General features: G+C 60.3%; 20 protein-coding genes. 6 read left to right on the forward strand and 14 right to left on the reverse strand.

What is annotated here, in order from left to right; translation table 11 throughout:
• Positions 1 to 79: 79 nt before the first annotated feature.
• A complete protein-coding gene (locus tag B0E55_RS02770; protein WP_020906463.1) occupies positions 80 to 610 on the reverse strand; it encodes a hypothetical protein in 531 nt (176 codons plus the stop codon).
• Positions 611 to 823: 213 nt separating this feature from the next.
• Between B0E55_RS02770 and B0E55_RS02775 the strand changes: the two genes are divergently transcribed.
• Both B0E55_RS02775 and B0E55_RS02780 read left to right on the forward strand, forming a co-directional pair.
• Positions 824 to 1,168, forward strand: coding sequence for a hypothetical protein (locus tag B0E55_RS02775; protein WP_080909030.1), 345 nt, complete (start codon positions 824 to 826; stop codon positions 1,166 to 1,168).
• A 385-nt stretch (positions 1,169 to 1,553) separates the two neighbouring features.
• Positions 1,554 to 2,720, forward strand: a complete 1,167-nt coding sequence (locus B0E55_RS02780) for a MinD/ParA family ATP-binding protein (protein ID WP_020906466.1) — start codon at positions 1,554 to 1,556, stop codon at positions 2,718 to 2,720.
• A 38-nt stretch (positions 2,721 to 2,758) separates the two neighbouring features.
• On the opposite strand, the gene B0E55_RS02785 is transcribed toward B0E55_RS02780, so the two are convergent.
• The 3 genes from B0E55_RS02785 to B0E55_RS02795 form a co-directional block, all read right to left on the reverse strand.
• Positions 2,759 to 3,793, reverse strand: a complete 1,035-nt coding sequence (locus B0E55_RS02785) for a baeRF2 domain-containing protein (protein ID WP_019747188.1) — start codon at positions 3,791 to 3,793, stop codon at positions 2,759 to 2,761.
• 201 nt (positions 3,794 to 3,994) lie between these two features.
• Complete coding sequence (locus B0E55_RS02790) at positions 3,995 to 5,077, reverse strand: M48 family metallopeptidase (RefSeq protein WP_019747189.1); 1,083 nt, start codon at positions 5,075 to 5,077, stop codon at positions 3,995 to 3,997.
• Between the two features lie 77 nt (positions 5,078 to 5,154).
• Positions 5,155 to 5,358, reverse strand: a complete 204-nt coding sequence (locus B0E55_RS02795) for a hypothetical protein (RefSeq protein ID WP_003945456.1) — start codon at positions 5,356 to 5,358, stop codon at positions 5,155 to 5,157.
• 145 nt (positions 5,359 to 5,503) lie between these two features.
• Here B0E55_RS02795 and B0E55_RS31830 point away from each other — a divergent pair, with 145 nt between their 5' ends.
• The gene (locus B0E55_RS31830) at positions 5,504 to 5,659 is read left to right on the forward strand and encodes a DUF6131 family protein (RefSeq protein WP_003945912.1); all 156 of its coding nucleotides are present in this window, start codon (positions 5,504 to 5,506) and stop codon (positions 5,657 to 5,659) included.
• Here B0E55_RS31830 and B0E55_RS02805 read toward each other — a convergent pair.
• The 4 genes from B0E55_RS02805 to B0E55_RS02815 form a co-directional block, all read right to left on the reverse strand.
• Positions 5,653 to 6,825: a carboxylate-amine ligase gene (locus tag B0E55_RS02805; RefSeq protein WP_080909031.1), complete on the reverse strand. Its 1,173-nt coding sequence runs from the start codon at positions 6,823 to 6,825 to the stop codon at positions 5,653 to 5,655. The genes B0E55_RS31830 and B0E55_RS02805 overlap by 7 nt on opposite strands.
• Positions 6,826 to 7,342: 517 nt before the next feature.
• A complete protein-coding gene (locus tag B0E55_RS31500; protein WP_133053396.1) occupies positions 7,343 to 7,729 on the reverse strand; it encodes a hypothetical protein in 387 nt (128 codons plus the stop codon).
• A gap of 257 nt (positions 7,730 to 7,986) precedes the next feature.
• A complete protein-coding gene (locus B0E55_RS02810) occupies positions 7,987 to 9,393 on the reverse strand; it encodes a serine hydrolase (protein ID WP_080909032.1) in 1,407 nt (468 codons plus the stop codon).
• Between the two features lie 184 nt (positions 9,394 to 9,577).
• Positions 9,578 to 10,465 carry an SAM-dependent methyltransferase gene (locus B0E55_RS02815; RefSeq protein WP_080909033.1) on the reverse strand — a complete coding sequence of 296 codons (888 nt, stop codon included), beginning with the start codon at positions 10,463 to 10,465 and terminating at the stop codon, positions 9,578 to 9,580.
• Positions 10,466 to 10,749: 284 nt separating this feature from the next.
• On the opposite strand from B0E55_RS02815, the gene B0E55_RS02820 reads away from it, so the two are divergent.
• Both B0E55_RS02820 and B0E55_RS02825 read left to right on the forward strand, forming a co-directional pair.
• Complete coding sequence (locus tag B0E55_RS02820; RefSeq protein ID WP_021333190.1) at positions 10,750 to 11,088, forward strand: hypothetical protein; 339 nt, start codon at positions 10,750 to 10,752, stop codon at positions 11,086 to 11,088.
• Between the two features lie 47 nt (positions 11,089 to 11,135).
• On the forward strand, positions 11,136 to 11,621 hold the full coding sequence (locus B0E55_RS02825) for an RNA polymerase subunit sigma (RefSeq protein ID WP_019747197.1): 486 nt from the start codon (positions 11,136 to 11,138) through the stop codon (positions 11,619 to 11,621).
• Between the two features lie 44 nt (positions 11,622 to 11,665).
• Here the strand turns inward: B0E55_RS02825 and B0E55_RS02830 are convergent, their stop codons facing one another.
• Genes B0E55_RS02830 through B0E55_RS02845 form a run of 4 tightly spaced genes read right to left on the reverse strand, consistent with a single transcriptional unit; the run spans position 11,666 to position 14,837 of the window.
• Entirely contained in the window at positions 11,666 to 12,436 is a 771-nt protein-coding gene (locus B0E55_RS02830) for a glucose 1-dehydrogenase (RefSeq protein ID WP_080909034.1), read from the reverse strand.
• 8 nt (positions 12,437 to 12,444) lie between these two features.
• Positions 12,445 to 13,020 (reverse strand): TetR/AcrR family transcriptional regulator, encoded by a 576-nt coding sequence (locus B0E55_RS02835; RefSeq protein ID WP_019747199.1) that lies wholly within the window; start codon positions 13,018 to 13,020, stop codon positions 12,445 to 12,447.
• A 51-nt stretch (positions 13,021 to 13,071) separates the two neighbouring features.
• On the reverse strand, positions 13,072 to 13,599 hold the full coding sequence (locus B0E55_RS02840; RefSeq protein ID WP_019747200.1) for an SRPBCC family protein: 528 nt from the start codon (positions 13,597 to 13,599) through the stop codon (positions 13,072 to 13,074).
• 50 nt (positions 13,600 to 13,649) lie between these two features.
• Complete coding sequence (locus B0E55_RS02845) at positions 13,650 to 14,837, reverse strand: zinc-dependent alcohol dehydrogenase (protein ID WP_080909035.1); 1,188 nt, start codon at positions 14,835 to 14,837, stop codon at positions 13,650 to 13,652.
• A gap of 202 nt (positions 14,838 to 15,039) precedes the next feature.
• Between B0E55_RS02845 and B0E55_RS31835 the strand changes: the two genes are divergently transcribed.
• A complete protein-coding gene (locus tag B0E55_RS31835; protein ID WP_019747202.1) occupies positions 15,040 to 15,186 on the forward strand; it encodes a hypothetical protein in 147 nt (48 codons plus the stop codon).
• Between the two features lie 150 nt (positions 15,187 to 15,336).
• Here B0E55_RS31835 and B0E55_RS02850 read toward each other — a convergent pair whose 3' ends face one another.
• Together B0E55_RS02850 and B0E55_RS02855 are read right to left on the reverse strand one after the other, a co-directional pair.
• Entirely contained in the window at positions 15,337 to 15,975 is a 639-nt protein-coding gene (locus B0E55_RS02850) for a PAS and ANTAR domain-containing protein (protein ID WP_019747203.1), read from the reverse strand.
• Positions 15,976 to 16,143: 168 nt separating this feature from the next.
• Positions 16,144 to 17,019: a haloalkane dehalogenase gene (locus B0E55_RS02855; RefSeq protein WP_060938310.1), complete on the reverse strand. Its 876-nt coding sequence runs from the start codon at positions 17,017 to 17,019 to the stop codon at positions 16,144 to 16,146.
• Positions 17,020 to 17,043 lie beyond the last annotated feature (24 nt).

Here is a 17,043-nt window from a genome sequence, read left to right on the forward strand (position 1 = left end):
GTTAACCGCCCGCGGTTAATAAAGGCGCACAGCAAAGTGGCGCACGTATTCACGTGCGTGAGAGGAAAGGGAAGGTGAGTTACACGAATGCCGGTGGGCCGCGAGTGCCCAGGCCTGAGGTGAGAAGTTGACGCAGAACAACTTTGGCGCGGTATCGAGTACGCGCAGTGAACGGCGAGGGTTCAGGTGCCCACGGGCGCAATAGGACGGCGACGATTGCCGCCACCGTCGATGCCGCCACGACGTACCCGTGTTCTGCGCCGCGGATCAGAACTGCGCACACTCCGACGGCAGCGATGTGCGCTGCGAGCATCGGAAGCGACAGGAGCAGACCGTGTTGATGATCCGAAGCGATGGTCAATGTCGCGTGACCGATGGCCTGACCCGCAGCGAGCATAAGGGCGAGCAAGAGGGCAGGGGATCGGCGAGTGTCGATGGACGTGACCACCGCGCCGACGCTCGCGCACGCGAGGATCAACAACACCACCGCGCTCTCGGACGGGGCCATGCCGCCACCACCGAGCGCGTGGGCTGCGACGGAAACCGCGCCGGAGGTACCGCCCACGAAAGCGCCGCGCAGCTGCGCGACATCTTTCGGACCCGGCGTCATACGCGAAAGGATACAGGCAGCTACTACGAGGGCTAGTAGTCGAGCCCGGCCGAGTCGGTTGACGCCGTCGACGGCAGTCAGGTCGCGCCACTCACATTCTTGCAATCCCTGTATACGAATGGTGCACGGTGATCGTTCAACGCTGTCGGTCATCATCCGTACTCGTATCCGGCGCTGCCTACAGATGAACATGACTGGAACTCGTGGTCTCAGATGAGTGTCGAGTCGTTCACGGGCGGCGGGATCGTTCGGCCGAGCCTTCGCGGAATCATGACTGCCAACGGAGATTCTGCAAAAAAGATTTGGATTACCGAGTTCGGGGCGCCTACAAGTGGGACTCCCGACAGCGTCAGCGAAGCACGTCAACTCGAGATCTATCAGGCAGCGATGGCAGACAAGCAAACCAAGTCTTGGTTGGGGCCGCTCATCTTCTACCGTCTCAACGACTACGCGCCTTACGGGGCAACGACGGATCGAGAGTCGTATTTCGGCGCAGTGAGGTCGGACGGCACCGTCAAACCGAGTGGTGCATACGTGAAGAGTGTGCTCTGCCCGTGATGACGGTCGAATGGTACGAGTGATCCGTAGGGTTGGGGGCACTTCGTTCGAGAGTGCGGAATTATGCAGCAGCTGAACACTTGTCCATGAAGGGAGGGCGATCGCCGAGGCGATCGCCCTCCCTTTTCTCGTTTGTTACCAAGGGATTTGCCCTGACATTGCGGAAGGCTGTTTTCAGCGGCAGATGAAGATATCTGTGCCGCATATCGTTACGACGTTCGTATTTGCTGAGATCGGCACAGGCGTGGGGACCAAAGTCATCGAAGTGCGGGTGTAACGGTCTGTTGTGCCGTGACGGTATTGAGCAGAGAACGGCAAGCCCGCCAGAGTGATAGCGTCCGAGAGGCTATGTCCGAAATGATTCCGAACTCGACCTAGGAAAACGGTGCGCAGCGATAACAACGGTTCGAATAACGGAGTCCTGGGGAACAACTCCGGAACGACTCAGGGCGACGGCCTTTTCGACGCGTCCGACGACGGTTACGCAACGTCGATTCGAACCGTCACCTTCACGCCGCAATTCGACGAACCTGCGGCAAAACCGTTGCCCAGTCAGCGGATGCGCCAGCAACGTCGTGAAGAGCCGACCGATTTTCGGACCTCGACGCCCAGAGCTATGACGTCCGTCGACGATCTGGACATCATCAAGCGGGCGAAGCGTCCACCCGAACGCGGTTTGGGCAGTGTGTTGTTCAAACTCACCGGGGGTCGGATCAACACCGGGCAGTCGGCCGCCGAACTCGAACATCAAGCTCTGGTGCGCCGTGCCAACCGAACAGTGCGCGGCGTGTACAAGATTGCTTTCATCTCACTCAAGGGTGGTGTGGGGAAAACCACGGCGGCCAAGACCGTCGGTTCGACGTTCGCGTCGATCCGTGGCGATCGAATCGTAGCCATCGACGCCAATCCCGACCTGGGGACTCTGGCTGATCGTGAACGACGTGAACATCACCTGACCGTTCGTGATCTGTTGGCCGACGGTGACATTCGTACGTACAGCGATGTTCGCTACTACACCTCGCAAGGCGACAGCCGACTCGAAATCCTTGCGAGTGAGGCAGATCCGGAAACTTCGGAGTCTTTCAACGAGCAGGACTACCTCGATACTCTGCGAATTCTCGAGGTGCATTACAACATCGTCATCACCGACTGTGGCACCGGAATCATGCACTCTGCCATGTACGGAATTCTCGACGAAGCAGACGCTTTGGTAGTCGTAAGCCCGACGGCGCAGGACGGTGCCCGTAGTGCCGCAGCAACGCTCAGTTGGCTGACCAAGCACGGCTACGCAGATCTGGTGAGCAGGTCGGTCGTGGCGATCAATGCGACGCGGCCGGGTTCGTCTTCGCTCGACCTCGACCAACTCGAGGACGTTTTCGCTCAGCGTGGAGTGCGAGCGGTCAAGACGTTGCCCTATGACGATCACCTCGGTGAGGGTGGTCCGATCGACTTGAAATTGTTGAATAAGCGCACTGCACGGGCATATCTGGAACTCGTCGCAGCGATTGCCGATGGTTTCCCGGACTCGGTGGGCAAGCACGCTTCTCGCTGAACGTGCTCGCCCCCCGAATCTGATCATCGGGCCGGTGTTCAGGGGTGCCGAAGTATCGCGCCGTATCCGTCGGCGAGAACGAGGCGTTCGTCGATCTGTACCAGCTCGGTGCCGGTCCCGATTGCGATGTAGGGGAGTACGCGATCGGCGGGCCCGATCAGCTTTCCACTGGTGACTTCCTTGTCGTCGGGATCGGTGAGCAGCAGTGTCTCGACCTTGCCCTGTTCGAGGGCGTCGAGGACGCGTGCGGTCCCGTCGATGGAGAGGCCGGAGTCCCGGCCCTGCTCTGCGACGTAGCGTTCGGTTTCCGCATCCATTCTGCGCAGTCGCTGCGTGTCGATCAGTTCACGAATCGACTTCGACACCTCGGCGGGTGTCGAACCGACTGAACGCGAACCTTTTTCGACGTCCACCACCCGTAGCGTCGACGGTAGAAGCTGTGCAAAAGCTTTGCGGGACTGTACTTCTCCGATCACGACCACCAGCGCGACCTTGTGTTCGCGGGCGAGCGCCGCCGCGCGCTCCACGGCCTGTGTCAGGTTCTTTCGGATGTTCTCCTCCACGAGGCTTTGGCTGTCGGTGTACCGCTCCTGGCCGCCCACGTGTGCCTTGTGGACCGGGAAGCCGTCGCCGTCTACCGTTTCGCCGTACACGTCACGCCCGCGAGCATCGCGCACGCACAGGTCCGCGCCGGTGTGGTCGACCTTTGCGATGAGGAACGGTTCGGTGTCGTATCCGTGTGCGATCAGTGGAATCAAGTAGGGCAGTTCGCCCAAGGTCGCGATGGTGGAGCCGGCAGGTTCGAGCAGAATATCGTCGATCAGCACTGCCTCGGATGTGGCGACGATCGCGCGTCCGGCGCGACCTGAGATGCCGTGATGGTTGTCCTTCACCTCGTCCAGTCGCGCGATCAGCGATTCCGATGCTCCCTGTTTCGTGAGTTGATTGCGCATCGAGCGCCATTCGAGTTCGAAGCGCTCGCGTGCATCTTCCCGGTTGCGGACGTCTTCGAAGTACACGGAGGCAAACGGGCCGTCACTCGAACCGACCTTCTTCAGCCGCCCAGCATGCATGTCGGCTCCCTTCTGTAGTGGTCCTATGCCGCGTACCCGACAACTGGTGATTCGACACGACCGCTTTCAGTTCGCACGTTTGTTCGACTGCTGGTACTGTCTGTGAACGTGAGGGTGGTGCAGAGGGAAGCCTGCATCACCTTCACGCCAAGAACCCGGGACCTGCCGCCGACTGCCTTCGGTGGCAGGTCCCGATTCTGCTTAATCGGCGTCGTCAGTGCCCTTCGACCTGTCGGAACTCTTGCGCCAGTGAGTGAATCGTTCCTTGATGTCCGTCGCTACGTCGCCGACGCCGTTCCCGACGGCGCCCACGGCACCGCCCAATCCGCTACCGATGTCGCGCACCATCCGGACCAAGGGGTCTTCCGACTCGTCGAAGTTCTGCTTGTAGGTCTTGGCTGCATTCTTGAACTCGTCGCTGATCTTCGCTCCGTCGTCATCTCCGCGGCGGGGGTAGTTTCCGCGCAGAATCGCGGCGTAGTCTCCGCTGTCCACCCACTTTTTGAGTTCGGCGGCGCGAAGCACCGAGAACGGGTGAGAGAGCAGTTCGATGTTGAGGAGCTTGAGTACACCGTCGCGGAGGTCGCCGCTGGCGTCGTACTCGGCGGCCTGGGCAAGAAACGCGTCGATGTCGATTTCACTGACTCGGGATCCGCCGGCCAATTTCATCTGCACGCGAATCGCTGTGTGTACGTCCTGGCCGCACAGTAGTCCTGCACGATCGCCGGACAGTTCGGACTTGCGTTGCCATTCCATCAGGGCGGCGATGATCGCGCGCAGTGCCCATCCGCCGACCGGCAGCCATCCGATGGTTCCGGCCAGTCGCATCAAATGCATCAAGATGGTGCGATACACGGCATGGCCGGACAGTGCGTGGCCTAGTTCGTGGCCGATGATGAACCGTTGCTCCTCGTAGTTCATCACGTCCAGCAGACCAGTAGTGACCACCATGAACGGCTTGTCCATGCCGATGGTGAAGGCGTTGACCATCGGGGTCTGGAGTACGAACAGCTCTGGTGTCTCGTCGGCCTGCAGGATCTCGACGCAGTCACGGCGCAGATCGTTCAGGTCACTGAACTGGCGTTCGTCGACTCGCACTGACGTGGCGAGGTACATGAGGCGGTGCTGACGTTCTTGGAGCAGTCCGGACAGCGTCCGCAGAACAGTGTCGAACCCCCGAAGCGTCCGGAGCGTCACCAATGCGGCCCGATCGGCTGGGTGTTCCCACGCACGCGAGCTGATGTCCGGGAACTCGATTCGGGTGCGATCTGGTGCAGTGGTCATGGTGGCCCCTCACTTCGATGTGTGTCGACTCACCTCCAGGGTAACGACTAGTCGGTTTAGCGCGGATGTCCGGCAGCTCACTCGGTGGGCTGGGGGAGCGTGCAATCGGTGACTTTGGGGTTGACGCCGAAGTAGTTCAGCGGGCCGGCGATGACCGTGAGTGCGATGGTCCCGACGCCGGCGCAGTTGGTCGGCGAACTGCTGTAGTAGCCGCGTTGGCCGGCCGCGACGGCCCCGACTATCAGCCAGATCAGAACGATCAGAGTCACAATTCTCATCATGGCGGGCTCGATTCTTCAAATATTATGGTGCCCAGCGAAATACCCGGTCAGAGTGGGTATGAAACGCTCAGCCGACGGGTATCCCTGATGTATGCGGCTCGAGGCGGGCGTATCCGCCCGAGTGAACGCACTGAAGGAGCTTGTGATGATCATCCTCGGCGTAATCCTGCTGATTATCGGTTTCGTGGTGAACATTCCGATCCTCTGGACGATCGGTGTCGTCTTGTTGGTGATCGGAATCATCCTGTACGCGCTGGGCGCGGCCGGGCACGCTATCGGTGGTCGGAGGCATTACTACTGATCAGGGGTCGACCCGTCATGCGTATCCGTGCCAGTCGGGACGGTGCGCTCAACCGCACGTGCGATCAGTTTCCGCAGGCAGACCTGGCGAAGCGTTCGCTGTTGCCAGTCGCTGCCGCCGCCGGTCACGCATTTGTCGCGCAGTGCTGATTCCACGCTCGTGTACTCGCCTGTCTCGTCGAGGGAGTCACGGACATGGATCAGGAGTCGGTGCAACTGTTCCGCGGCCGAAATTCTTTGTGTGGTAACCGGATCGATCGACGCGCCCAGGACGCCCTCCTTCGCGGACACCCAGGTTGCGAGGCGGAGGTTCTCGAGGGAAGTGCGCGGAGCGACGACTCCTCGTTCGACGGCGCGCAGTGCAGTGGCGACCAGCGCGCGCACAAGTGCTGCAAGCAATACGGTGTCGTCGACCGTCGGCTGAACGTCGCAGACCCGGATCTCGACGGTCGGTAGGTGGCAGGAAGGCCGGATATCCCAGTAGGCCATCCGCTTGTCGAGCATCACGCCGCAATCCACCATCTTCGCGACCGCGGTGTCGAAGTCCCCGGCGGTCTCGAAGTACGGCGGCGGCCCGGCGACGGGCCACCGGGACCATTGGATCGCCCGCCAACTCGCGAAGTCGGTGTCGACTCCTTGGTGGATACGGGAGTTGGCGCTCAGTGCCAGCAGGGCAGGCAACCAGATGCGCACGTGATTGCAGACCTGCACGGCCTCGACTTGATCAGCGACGCCCACATGGATGTGGCAACCGCAGATACTTTGTTCGGCGGCGAGGGCGCCGAAGTGTTCGCCCATCTGGCGGTAGCGAGGGGAGTCGCTAATCTCGAAACGTGAAGGCCCCGAAAGCGGTGCGCCGACGGCCAACAGCCTGCAGCCGTTCAACTCGGCCGCTTTCGCCGCGAGCCGACGCATGTCGATCAAGTGGGTTCGGAGTTCGTCGATGCTCTGGCACACGGGAGAGTTGGTCTCGACTTGGCAGCGGGACAACTCAAGCTGAAGATCCAAACCGAGTGTCGACGCGGTTTCCGCAACCGCGGCATTGTCGGTGGACGGCAGCCAGGATGTCGGGTCGACGAGGATGAATTCTTCTTCAACGCCGACGGTCGGGGTCGTCGATTCATAGCGGCCAGCGGTGGATCCGGTCGAGCAGGTGGCGGCGCCCATGCTCGCGTCTACCCGGTCGGTCGAAGGCGGAAACCGACCCGAGGAAGCCCCGTTCTCGTCGGGAGAACGGGGCCTGTGGTCGGTCTTGCCAACATCTCGGAAGCGTCAACGAGCCCTTGCACACCGTATGAATCTGGGGACTGGCGTGCCTGGGAAAACGTACTGTGTCGGACTCGGTAAAACGAGACCCCAAGGCATGTCTCACCCCCGATTTCACCCTCATGCGAGGGTGCCTGCACGCCCTTCGTCGAGGCGCGGATCGTGACCTGGTGGCCTGCGGCGGTCCAGTCGCGGTTTATCCGTGGGGCCGCCTTTATCGGGCAGATTTCGAGAAATACGAACCCATCTAAACTAACGTCCAGCATTCGGATGTGAAGTTCTGGCGAAGTGTGGGGACTCGGTGAGTCAACAGACATTTGATCAGTTAATCGCGTGCACAGTATCCACTGAAGATATGTAATTTTCGAACTGGTATTGCGTTTCATCTGCGAGAATATCCAGTGGTCATGGGTGAAAGTCAGAAGGTGGGAGAAAGTGCCTGGGATTGTGTTGCTAACGGTTCGTTATCGCCGCCGAATGCCCACCATGTATGTGGATGGCGCCTCTTGGAAGCGGGAAAACTGCGTGTCATCCGTGTCGCAACTTCCTCTGCCTCGTGGTCTTGGATTGAGAGTTTCACCAGGAGGATCTTTCGTAATCGACGCGTACGGAAATTTTTCTCAAGATTTACCCACTTGCGAATTAGGGAATTTAATGGGTTGTGGAAAGTGGAAATATTGCGGGTGGGAGCTGTTATTTGCGGTGATTTGCTCATATCTTGCTGAGTGAGGTATTTGCAACCGAAGTGCCACGTGGTCGAGAAATAATGCTTTTCATGCTTTACATTGGAAATTGCAAGATGCACGTTTCATCCTCCAGTGTTAAACGAAAGGACGAACGCAATGGGTAGCTTGGAAGATTTCGACATCGCGGCACTTCTTCAGAAGGTCATCGCATTCTTCGACGGATTCTCGTCGGACGAGACCGAGCCCCCCACGGGCTAAGACTTGGCGAAGCCGCTGTGCATCCGGATGACACTGGAAGCACAGCGGCTTCTCTGTATCCGGACCTCATCTGTCAACCCAGTCGGAGACTGTCGCGAAATCTCAACCTTCTATCGTTCTAGCTGGTCGCATCCTTCTGGATCAGGAGCATCGCGTCGTCGACCGGATCGAAGTACAGAGCCGGATTGGCAACCAGGGCAGCGTCGTCACCGTGAGTTTGCATGGCGACGACCCAGGCGCGATCGTCGTGTTCAACGTAGTAGGCACCCGCAAGGACCCCGATGGAGCTGCCGCCCTTGAATCCGCCGTAGGTGAACCATTTCGCGGACTCGTCACCGAGCGCCGGATCTTCGGCCAGTATGTCTCGAACCGGTGCACCGCTCTCGGTCTTCGCCATCTCTTGCAACGAGACCAACGCGGCACGCAGGTCGGCGGGCGAGGCGAACCAGTCGATGTCGAAAGGCCATGCGGGGGTGGTGAATGCTGACGCCGGGATGTCCACCAGGCCGCCAGGTAGTGCCGCCAGTATTGCTCGACGCTCGTCCGGGGTTCCGTCGCGCCAGGCGATACGTTGTGCGCCATCGTTGCCCCAGCCGAGTTGGAACAGTGCGCGGGTCGGCTTCAGTGGAATGTTGAGCGAAGGATCCGCCATGCCCATCGGGGCGAATTCGGCCTCGACCTGCTCGCGCCCGACAGCAGCGATCAGCATGTCGGTGGCGGTGTTGTCGCTGATCGAGATCATCTTGCCGGCGGTCTCCCGGACCGTGACTTCGGTTCCCGACGGCAGGTCCTGCATTGTCCCGCCGGGCATCGACTTGAGGTCGTCGGTGATGGTGAGCTTCTGATCCCACGAGAGTGTCCCGTTCTGGACAGCCGTCGCGACCGCGCCGAGAACGTACAGCTTGATCGTTGACCCTGTGGGCTGTGGTGAGGTGTCGCCGACACCGAAGACTTCGGCGTTCTTTCCGCCGGTGACCTCGGTGACGGTCAAGTTCGTCGGCGCGGGAAGTGCTTTGACAGCTGCCTCGAGCTCTTTCCACGATGCGGCAGGCACATGATCGTCTTTGGTCGGTGTTATCGCCATTCCAAGGACCAACCCGCTGCCGTCGACGACGACGTTTATGTCGAACGCGCCGCCGGTGGTACTGGTGATGGAAACGGTGCCGTCGGTATCGCCTCCCTTGTAATTCACTGTTGTCCAGGGCTGTCCGGCTCGGATGGAGTCGAAGTCCGGAGGCGTCAGGACAACTGGTGCGGTGGGTCCGAAGTGCTCGGCGATTTCTTCCTGGGGCAATGGCGCGCTCGTGTTGAACGCACTGAGAAGCCAGCTGATCTGCTTGCCGACGGGGCTGTCGGGGATCGTGACTGTCGTGGGTGTCTCGGTGGCGGAGACCTTTGTGCTGTTGTCCGAGGTTTGTGCAGAATCCGGCCCGGAAGTACATGCGGCGAGGGCGAATACCGCTGCGGAGGCAAGTGCCACCAGCGTGAGCGGGCGACTCTTCCTGCGTGTGTGTTCGAGTTTCATGGACTCATTTCATCAGCGTTCTCTTCGGCGCGCGTCCGTCTGAGGTGTAGACGTACTCAGCCTGAAGTACTGAATCGGTTCATCCTCGAGTGCCGTCAACTACTTGTCGTGGTGACACGCATAGTGAAGCTGGACAAAACGGAGAAATGCTGCACCCGAGTAACTTTCGTGAGGACTGCCCGAGTTAGTTCTTGGTCGCGGCCAGGAAAGAAGGCTGCGTCGACAGTGCGGCGATCTCTTCGGGGAGATCAGGAATCCGGCGATCGTACAGATCTGCCAACCCCACCGAGCTGAAGCGTCGGACGGTCCAATTGTGTTCAGTGAGCCACCGGCCGGGATCGGATCGTTTGTCGCTGTAGAACAGTTGCGAAATGTCCAGGTCTCCGAACGGGTTCTCGGCAAAGTACTTGGATCTGATGGTCGCCAGCTTCTTCGGGTCCGTGCCGGCCGGAAAGTCGTTCACTGCCAACCGACTACCAGTGGCCGAGAGTTCGTCGATCCGCTCGAACAGGGCGTCGTGGGCCGGGCCGGGGAGATAAGCGAGCAGGCCTTCTGCGGACCATGCAGTAGGTTCCTTCGGATCGAAACCGGCCTCCGCGAGCGCAGCCGGCCAGTCGTTGCGCAGATCCGTAGGCACAGTGCGTCGATCAGTTTTCGGCTGGGCGTCGCGCGCCGCGAGCACTTCGGCTTTGAACTCCAGTACCTTTAGTTGATCTACTTCGAACACTGTGGATTCTGAGTTCCAATCCAGCCGGTACGCACGCGAATCCAACCCCGCCGCAACGATTACCGCCTGCTTTACTCCGGATTCGGTTGACGACAAGAAGAATTCGTCGAAGAACCTGGTTCGCAATCCCATGAAACCGCCGAAGGGTGTGTCGTCGAGGAGTGCCGGATCTTTCAGAAGAGCTGTGAAATGCGGCTCCGCTGCAGCTTCTACGAACCACGATGCGAACTTGTCTTCGATGATCGCGTCCGAGCGGGCGCTTTCCAATGCGCGGAAGGTCGCCACTGCAAGCGCGGTGAGTCCGACGCTGCTGACGATGTCCCACGTATCTCCATCGCTCCGCATTTTCTGGGTGTCCTTCCGCTCTGGACGACTGAGCCGAACCCTCTCGACTTTACGCCCGAGCGACCCCTTGCCGCCTGGAACGGAACGGTCGGAACTGGGGCGCGAACAACCACGAGGCAGCGTCGGAACATTATGTAGTGCAAGGCGTTCGGTTTGAAATCAGCCCTGCCAGGAATCTGCCAGGGTTGTGCCAGTGGACGGCCAGGATGCAGGACTTCACTGGTGTGTGCCCCGTTCGGGACAGCCAGAGAGAGTCTGGAGAATCTTCGGAGAAGGGATCGATCATGACACGACTATCCGCACCGGAACAACGTAGGAAGTACTTCTGGACCAAGCTCGCGGTGACGGGTGCGGTATTGACCGTACCCATTGCCGTGCTCGCCGCACCGGCCTCGGCAGATACTGTGAATCATGATGTAACACAGGCCGATAACAGTTGGTACGGAGATCAGGGGGGCGATCACTCGCACGATTGGGACCGTGGTGGAAACGGCGGCTGGAACCAGGGTGGTAACTGGAATCAGGGCAACGACTGGGGCAATCAGAACCAATGGCAAGGCGGGCAAGATCAGGCACCCGCGCCGACAGTGAACCCCTTCGCCGGACTGTTCGGATCCAGCTGATCCCCCGGCTACACGACGAATTTCGGGTCGAGAGAGATTGTAAGCCCATGTTGCAGGAAGGCTCGCTCGAGATGTTGGCCGCCGCGGCACGGAGCGGTAGCGATGAAGCCATGACCGATTTGTACGCAGTGTTTCGCCCGATGGTTGTGCTGCGGTGCCGCGCCGAGCTTGATCGGGCCGTCTCCGACTCCGCCGCGGATGCTGCATGCATCTCTGTTCTCACGGCAGTTTGTGACGGATCGGCGGCGAATCAGCCTTTCCTGCGCCTGCTGTACGTGAGTACAAGCGTCGCGATTGCTCGGGCGGCATCCGACCGGTTCAGCAGTGGGCCGCTCCCGCCTCCAACAGCGCTCCCGGTTGTCGAACGCGATGTCCTGGTGTTGCGGTTGATCGTCGGCCTCGACAGTGAGGCGACGGCAACATCGCTCGCCCGTACGACCGACCAGGTGTCACTCGACCTGCATCGTGCGCTGCAGCGCCTGCGAAAGTTGAGTTCTCCGAATGCAATCAGGGAGACGTTGGTATCTACCTGAGGACGTTCGGAATGCGCAGGTTCAGGCGGGAACGGATCCCTGCCTTACTGGCCGGCGATGTATTCGATCGACGGTCCGGCGGTCCAACCACCGTCGACGGCGATCTCGGAACCTGTTGTGTACGAAGCATCGTCGGAAAGAAGGTAGGTGACCGCACCGACCAACTCCTCCGGGCGACCGACACGGCGATACGGATTGTTGGGGAATGCGCCCTCTTCGAGGCTGATGCCCGTCGGCGCAGTCATGGGGGTGAGGACCATGCCGGGGTGCACGGAGTTGACCCGAATCTTGTCGCGACCGAGTTCGACGGCGGCGATCTTGCTCAGCCCACGCACGCCCCACTTGGCTGTGCCGTAACCGCTGGTCAGAGCCATGCCCATCAGGCCGGCGGCCGAGGAGATGTTCACGATGGATCCGCCGCCTGCTGCCTTCATGAACGGCACTACCGTGTGGATACCGGTGTGTACGGACACCAGGTTGATCTGGATGATGCGTTGGAACGTCTCGAGCGGTTCTTCGGCGACCGTCTGGCCGGAAGCCGAGATTCCGGCATTGTTGACCAAACCGTTGATCGCGCCGAATTCGGATACCGCGTACTCGGCGGCGGACTTCCAAGACGCCGGATCGGTGACGTCGAGGTGAACGTAACGTGCTGCGTCGCCGAGAGATTCGGCCACTGCTCGGCCGTCGTCGTCGAGTAGGTCGCCGATGACGACGCGGCCGTTACCCGCGACGATGCCGCGCGCAAACGCTTCGCCCAGGCCGCGTGCGCCGCCAGTGACGAGAACGATTTTTCCGGAGAGATCCTGAGTCATGATTGTTCCTAACCTGTTGGTGTTGCGAGATATGGCTTCGAGAACGCGCCGAGCGCGCGGGTGATGGCCTTGGGTGCGGGGGTCCGGAGGTCTGCCATCTCGCGCAGTGCGGCCACTACCGCCAGTGTTGCCTGGCCCGAAGCCGCTGTCGTGTCGAGCGAGCCTTCTGGCCGATCGATCAGACGTGCAACTTCTGGGCGGATCAGTTCCATCGTCTCGAAAGTTGCTGATTCCCAAACTCTCCGGAGCGCCGCGTCGCCGAAGATGATGGGCATCAGTGACCGAGTCATCGGCTCGAAGGACTCGCCGACCGATGCGATAAAGGCCGTCTTCACTGCCGCTGAGAGTCCGTATTCGCGGGATTGCGCGCTGAGGGCGGTGGCAAGACTGCGGTTTCCCTCGTCGAGCATCGGCCAGATGCTCTCTTCCTTGGTGGCAAAGCAGCGATAGAAGGTGCGCTCGGAGATTTCTGCCCGTTCGGCGAGCTCCGCGATGGTCGTCGAAGTGTCGCCGCGTTCGACGAAAGCGGCAGCGCAACTCTGCGAGACGCGGAGAAGTAGTGCAGTGCGGCGGGCTGTTGCCATATCCGCACTGTACCAAAAGTGGCAGAAACTGCCACAAGTTGTGCCGGTCGGTCAGCCGGTGCTGCCTTCGATGCCGGATACCTCCTGCTCAACGGCGCTCTTGATGTTCAGCAGCGTCTTGCGGATGTTGCCGCGCTGAAAGTCGGCGAACGTCTTTCCGCCGGTGGCAACCTTGTCGAATATGTCGGCCGCAAAATCCGGCCAGCCCCGTCTGTCGTCGATCCACGTTTCGGTAACTCGGGTTCCACCGGGGACGGGCTGAAATCGGTACCGCCAGGTTGCAATAGCGGCAGAGATTCGTGGCGTGGCAAGGCCGATCTTGTGAACACGGAATTCGAACAGTTTCCCGGTGTCGGCAGCGGTGACGGTGCATCTTGTGGTCCACTGCGCGCGCCCACGTTTGTTGTGCCCGTCGAACTCCATACCCAGGAAAGCGCTTTCGCGGTCTCCCCGCAAGGTAGCTCCCAGGTTTTCGGGACTCCAGTCGCCCATGCGAGTGGGATCGCTGATGAGCTCATAGAGAGAAAGCGCGTCGACATTGACGACGACGCTGTCGGAGACGGTGAGTTCGCGAGCCATTTCGGTTTCAGTTTCTTTCTGTCGAACGTGGATGGAATCGGTGCTGATTATTACCCGTGCGGTTTCAGTTGGATCTTGACCGCGCCTTCCTGCTTTTTCTGAAAGATCTCGTAGGCGTGTGGCGCCTGATCGAGCGGCAGCTGATGAGTGGAAAAGGTGTCGACGCCGAGTGGGTCGTCATCAGTGAGCAAAGGCATGATGTCGTCTACCCACTTCTTGACGTTCGCCTGACCCATCCTGAGCTGAATCTGCTTGTCGAACATAGTCATCAGCGGCAGTGGATCAACCATGCCGCCGTATACACCGATCAGAGAAATCGTCCCCCCGCGCCGAACGATGTCGATGGCCGAATGGACCGCACCGAGTCGATCGATTCCTGCGTTACGCATCGCAGGCGCGGCAAGAGCATCGGGAAGGAGTCCGACGAACTGCTGCGCGAGCTTTCCGATCGGAGACCCGTGAGCTTCCATTCCGACAGCATCGATCACCGAATCGGTTCCACGGCCGTTCGTCGCATCTCTGACTGCGTCACCGATCTTGCTGCCGTAGTCGTCGAGATTGAGGGTTTCGATCCCGCGTTCGGCAAGGCGTGCAAGGCGTTCGGGTACACGGTCCACGCCGATTACTCGAAATCCCTTGTGGTGAGCGATGCGGGCCGCCATGTCACCGATCGGTCCGAGACCGAGGATGGTCACGGACCCACCCGGCGGGATGTCGGCGTATTCAACCGACTGCCAGGCTGTGGGAAGCACGTCGGAGAGGTAGACGAATCGCGAATCCGCGGGACCTTCGGGAACTTTGATGTGTGTGAAATGTGCCTGCGGTACTCGAAGGTACTCGGCCTGCCCGCCTGGCACCGAGCCGTACAGCTCGGAGAAGCCGAACAACGCTGCGCCTGTTCCCTGATCGCGGACCTGAGTCGTCTCGCACTGTGTGTAGAGGCTCGAATCACACATGAAACAGTTGCCACACGAGATCTGGAACGGGATCACGACGCGGTCGCCTATCTCGAGATTCGTGACTTCCGAGCCGACTTCTTCGACGATGCCCATCGGTTCATGACCGAGAATGTCGCCGGCATTCATGAACGCACCCAGAGTCTCGTACAGGTGCAGATCGGATCCGCAGATATTCGTCGTGGTGACCTTGATGATCGCGTCACTGGGTTCGACGATCTTCGGGTCCGGAACCGTATCGACGCTTACGTTTCGTTTGCCTTGCCAAGTCACTGCGCGCACTGGGATCGACCTCTCATCGCGGAAATGCTGTTCGCAGTCACCTGCCCGAAAGCGCTGAAATGCAAACAAAACCGGTGAGGGTTGCGGGAAGTGCTGAGAGCGTTAGATTGAGAGGGAGGCGGGCCGAGGCTCCTGAAAGGCCGCACGCCGTATGACTGACAGGACCAAATGACTGACAGGACCAAATGACGGGGATGACCGCATGACCGAGAAAGACAACAACGACCAGTCGCCCAAGGGTGGGCACCCAGGGCCCGTGGACAAGGGCGGCGACGGCGGAATGGCAACTCGAGAACAGGCGCCTGAACTGGTCGAGGAGACCTCCGAGAAGAAGTCTGACGACAAGTAGTTTCCTTTTACTCCGCGTTGGGTAACAACGGGGATAGGCCGCATCGGACCGTCCCGGAATCAATGCGGGCGAGGTTCCTCGAGGTTGAGCAGCCAGCCACGGGAACCGCCTTAAGCATCTCCCAGTTCGTGGTTCAGCCGGGTTAGAAGTTCAACCCTGTAACAGCAAGTGATCGAACCGGGTCCGCAGAAGTGTCGGGACCCGGAAATCGTCCAGCGTGCGAACTATCAACTGCTCGGCAACATCCCTGAGTTTCACGTTGGTCTCCTGCGAACGCCACACGAGGATGTCGAAAGCTCGATCGGCAGAGATTCCGTAGATCACCATGAGCATGCCTTTGGCTTGCTCGATCACCCCGCGAGAAGCAGTGATTTCGTTGACCAGCACGTCGACAGATGCTTTCACCGTGCTGTCCAGGGTTTCGGTGACGTCGATGTAGAAGCCTGAGCTGCCGACCACAGCACCCGACTCGTCCACGACGCTGTCGCCGACGACGATTACCGAGTGAGTGTCCCCTGCGGTGTCGATAATGCGGTGGCGGCTGCTGAACGGGCCGCCTGAAGTGCGGATGGCATGGAGTGTCTGGGCAACGTGTCTTCGGTCGTCGGGATGCTTGTGCGCGAGCATCAATTCCGTCGTCGGAGCCACTTGGTCGGGTTCGTATCCGTGAATCCGTGCGACTTCGTCCGACCACTCCCACCGGTCGCCGTTGCGGTGATAAAGAAAGCCGCCCACCCGGTGTGGAGCCCCCGATCCCGACGTTCGCCCCAACCCGTCCTCGTTCACCACACACGCCCCCTCGTTCTCGACCTCGTCCCAACCGGCGTACTCGCCAGTTAGTTATATCGGACAAATCCGGCGGAGGTGGTGTCGGTCCCATATTTCGGAGCACCGTCTGGATCGCTACCGCATGGGTCGGGGAAACCGGCGCTCAGAGAACGTGGCGACGGTCCCACTTCAGTCGCGGCTGAAGCAGTGTTGCCGCTGTGTCCATTCGGTGATCGCCGCCGCGATGGCCGCAGGCTGATCCTCGGGGGCGAGATGTCCTGCGGGACCGCACTGTTTCACCTCGAGGTTTGCGATATTCGATCGGCTCCACGCGACTTCGTCAGGTCCGATCATGAGAAGTTCGGCGGGGCCGCTGAAGGTGAGAAGGAGTTTGGGTACCTCGCTGCTTTCTGCGAGCCAATCGCTGTACGCCGCCACTCGTGCATTCACGTCGCCGGGACTTCCTTCGACGGGGAAGGACCGTGGCCACTCGAGAAGGGGCCGGCGACTCTCCGGCGAGGGGTAAGGGGCGCGATAGGTTTCAGCATCGGTTTCGGACAGTTCTCCGAGAACTGTTCTGTGAAGCGCAATTTCGAGGAAGAAGTTTTCGTCGAGTACCTTGGTCTCGCCGATGCCGGGAGCTCTCAGGGCCTCGACCCGCGCTCGTGCGTCTCCCGGGAAGTGCTCGTCCCAGGTCATCGGACGGAGGATCGTTTCGAAGAAGGCAACACCTCGAACGCGTTCGGGATGGCGGGCAGCCCAGTCCAGTGCAAGTGCCCCGCCCCAGTCGTGTCCGACGAGTACGACGTCGTCGAGCTCCATCTGGTCGAACCATGCGTCGAGGTAACGGGCGGTGTCGAGAAAACCGTAGTCGATTGGCGGTTTGCCCGACGCGCCCATTCCGATGAGGTCAGGGGCAAGCGCTTGGCCGAGATTTCCTATCTGCGGGAGGATGTTTCGCCACAGGTAGGAGGATGTGGGGTTCCCGTGGATAAGTACGAAGGGTGTTCCGTCTCCGCACGAGCGGTAGGCCACAGTCGAGTCGAGCACGGGAATTGTGGGCATTGCGACTCCTCAAATAGTTTCCAT

Source organism: Rhodococcus sp. 66b (assembly GCF_002076325.1).
GTDB classification, from domain to species: Bacteria; Actinomycetota; Actinomycetes; order Mycobacteriales; family Mycobacteriaceae; genus Rhodococcus_F; species Rhodococcus_F erythropolis.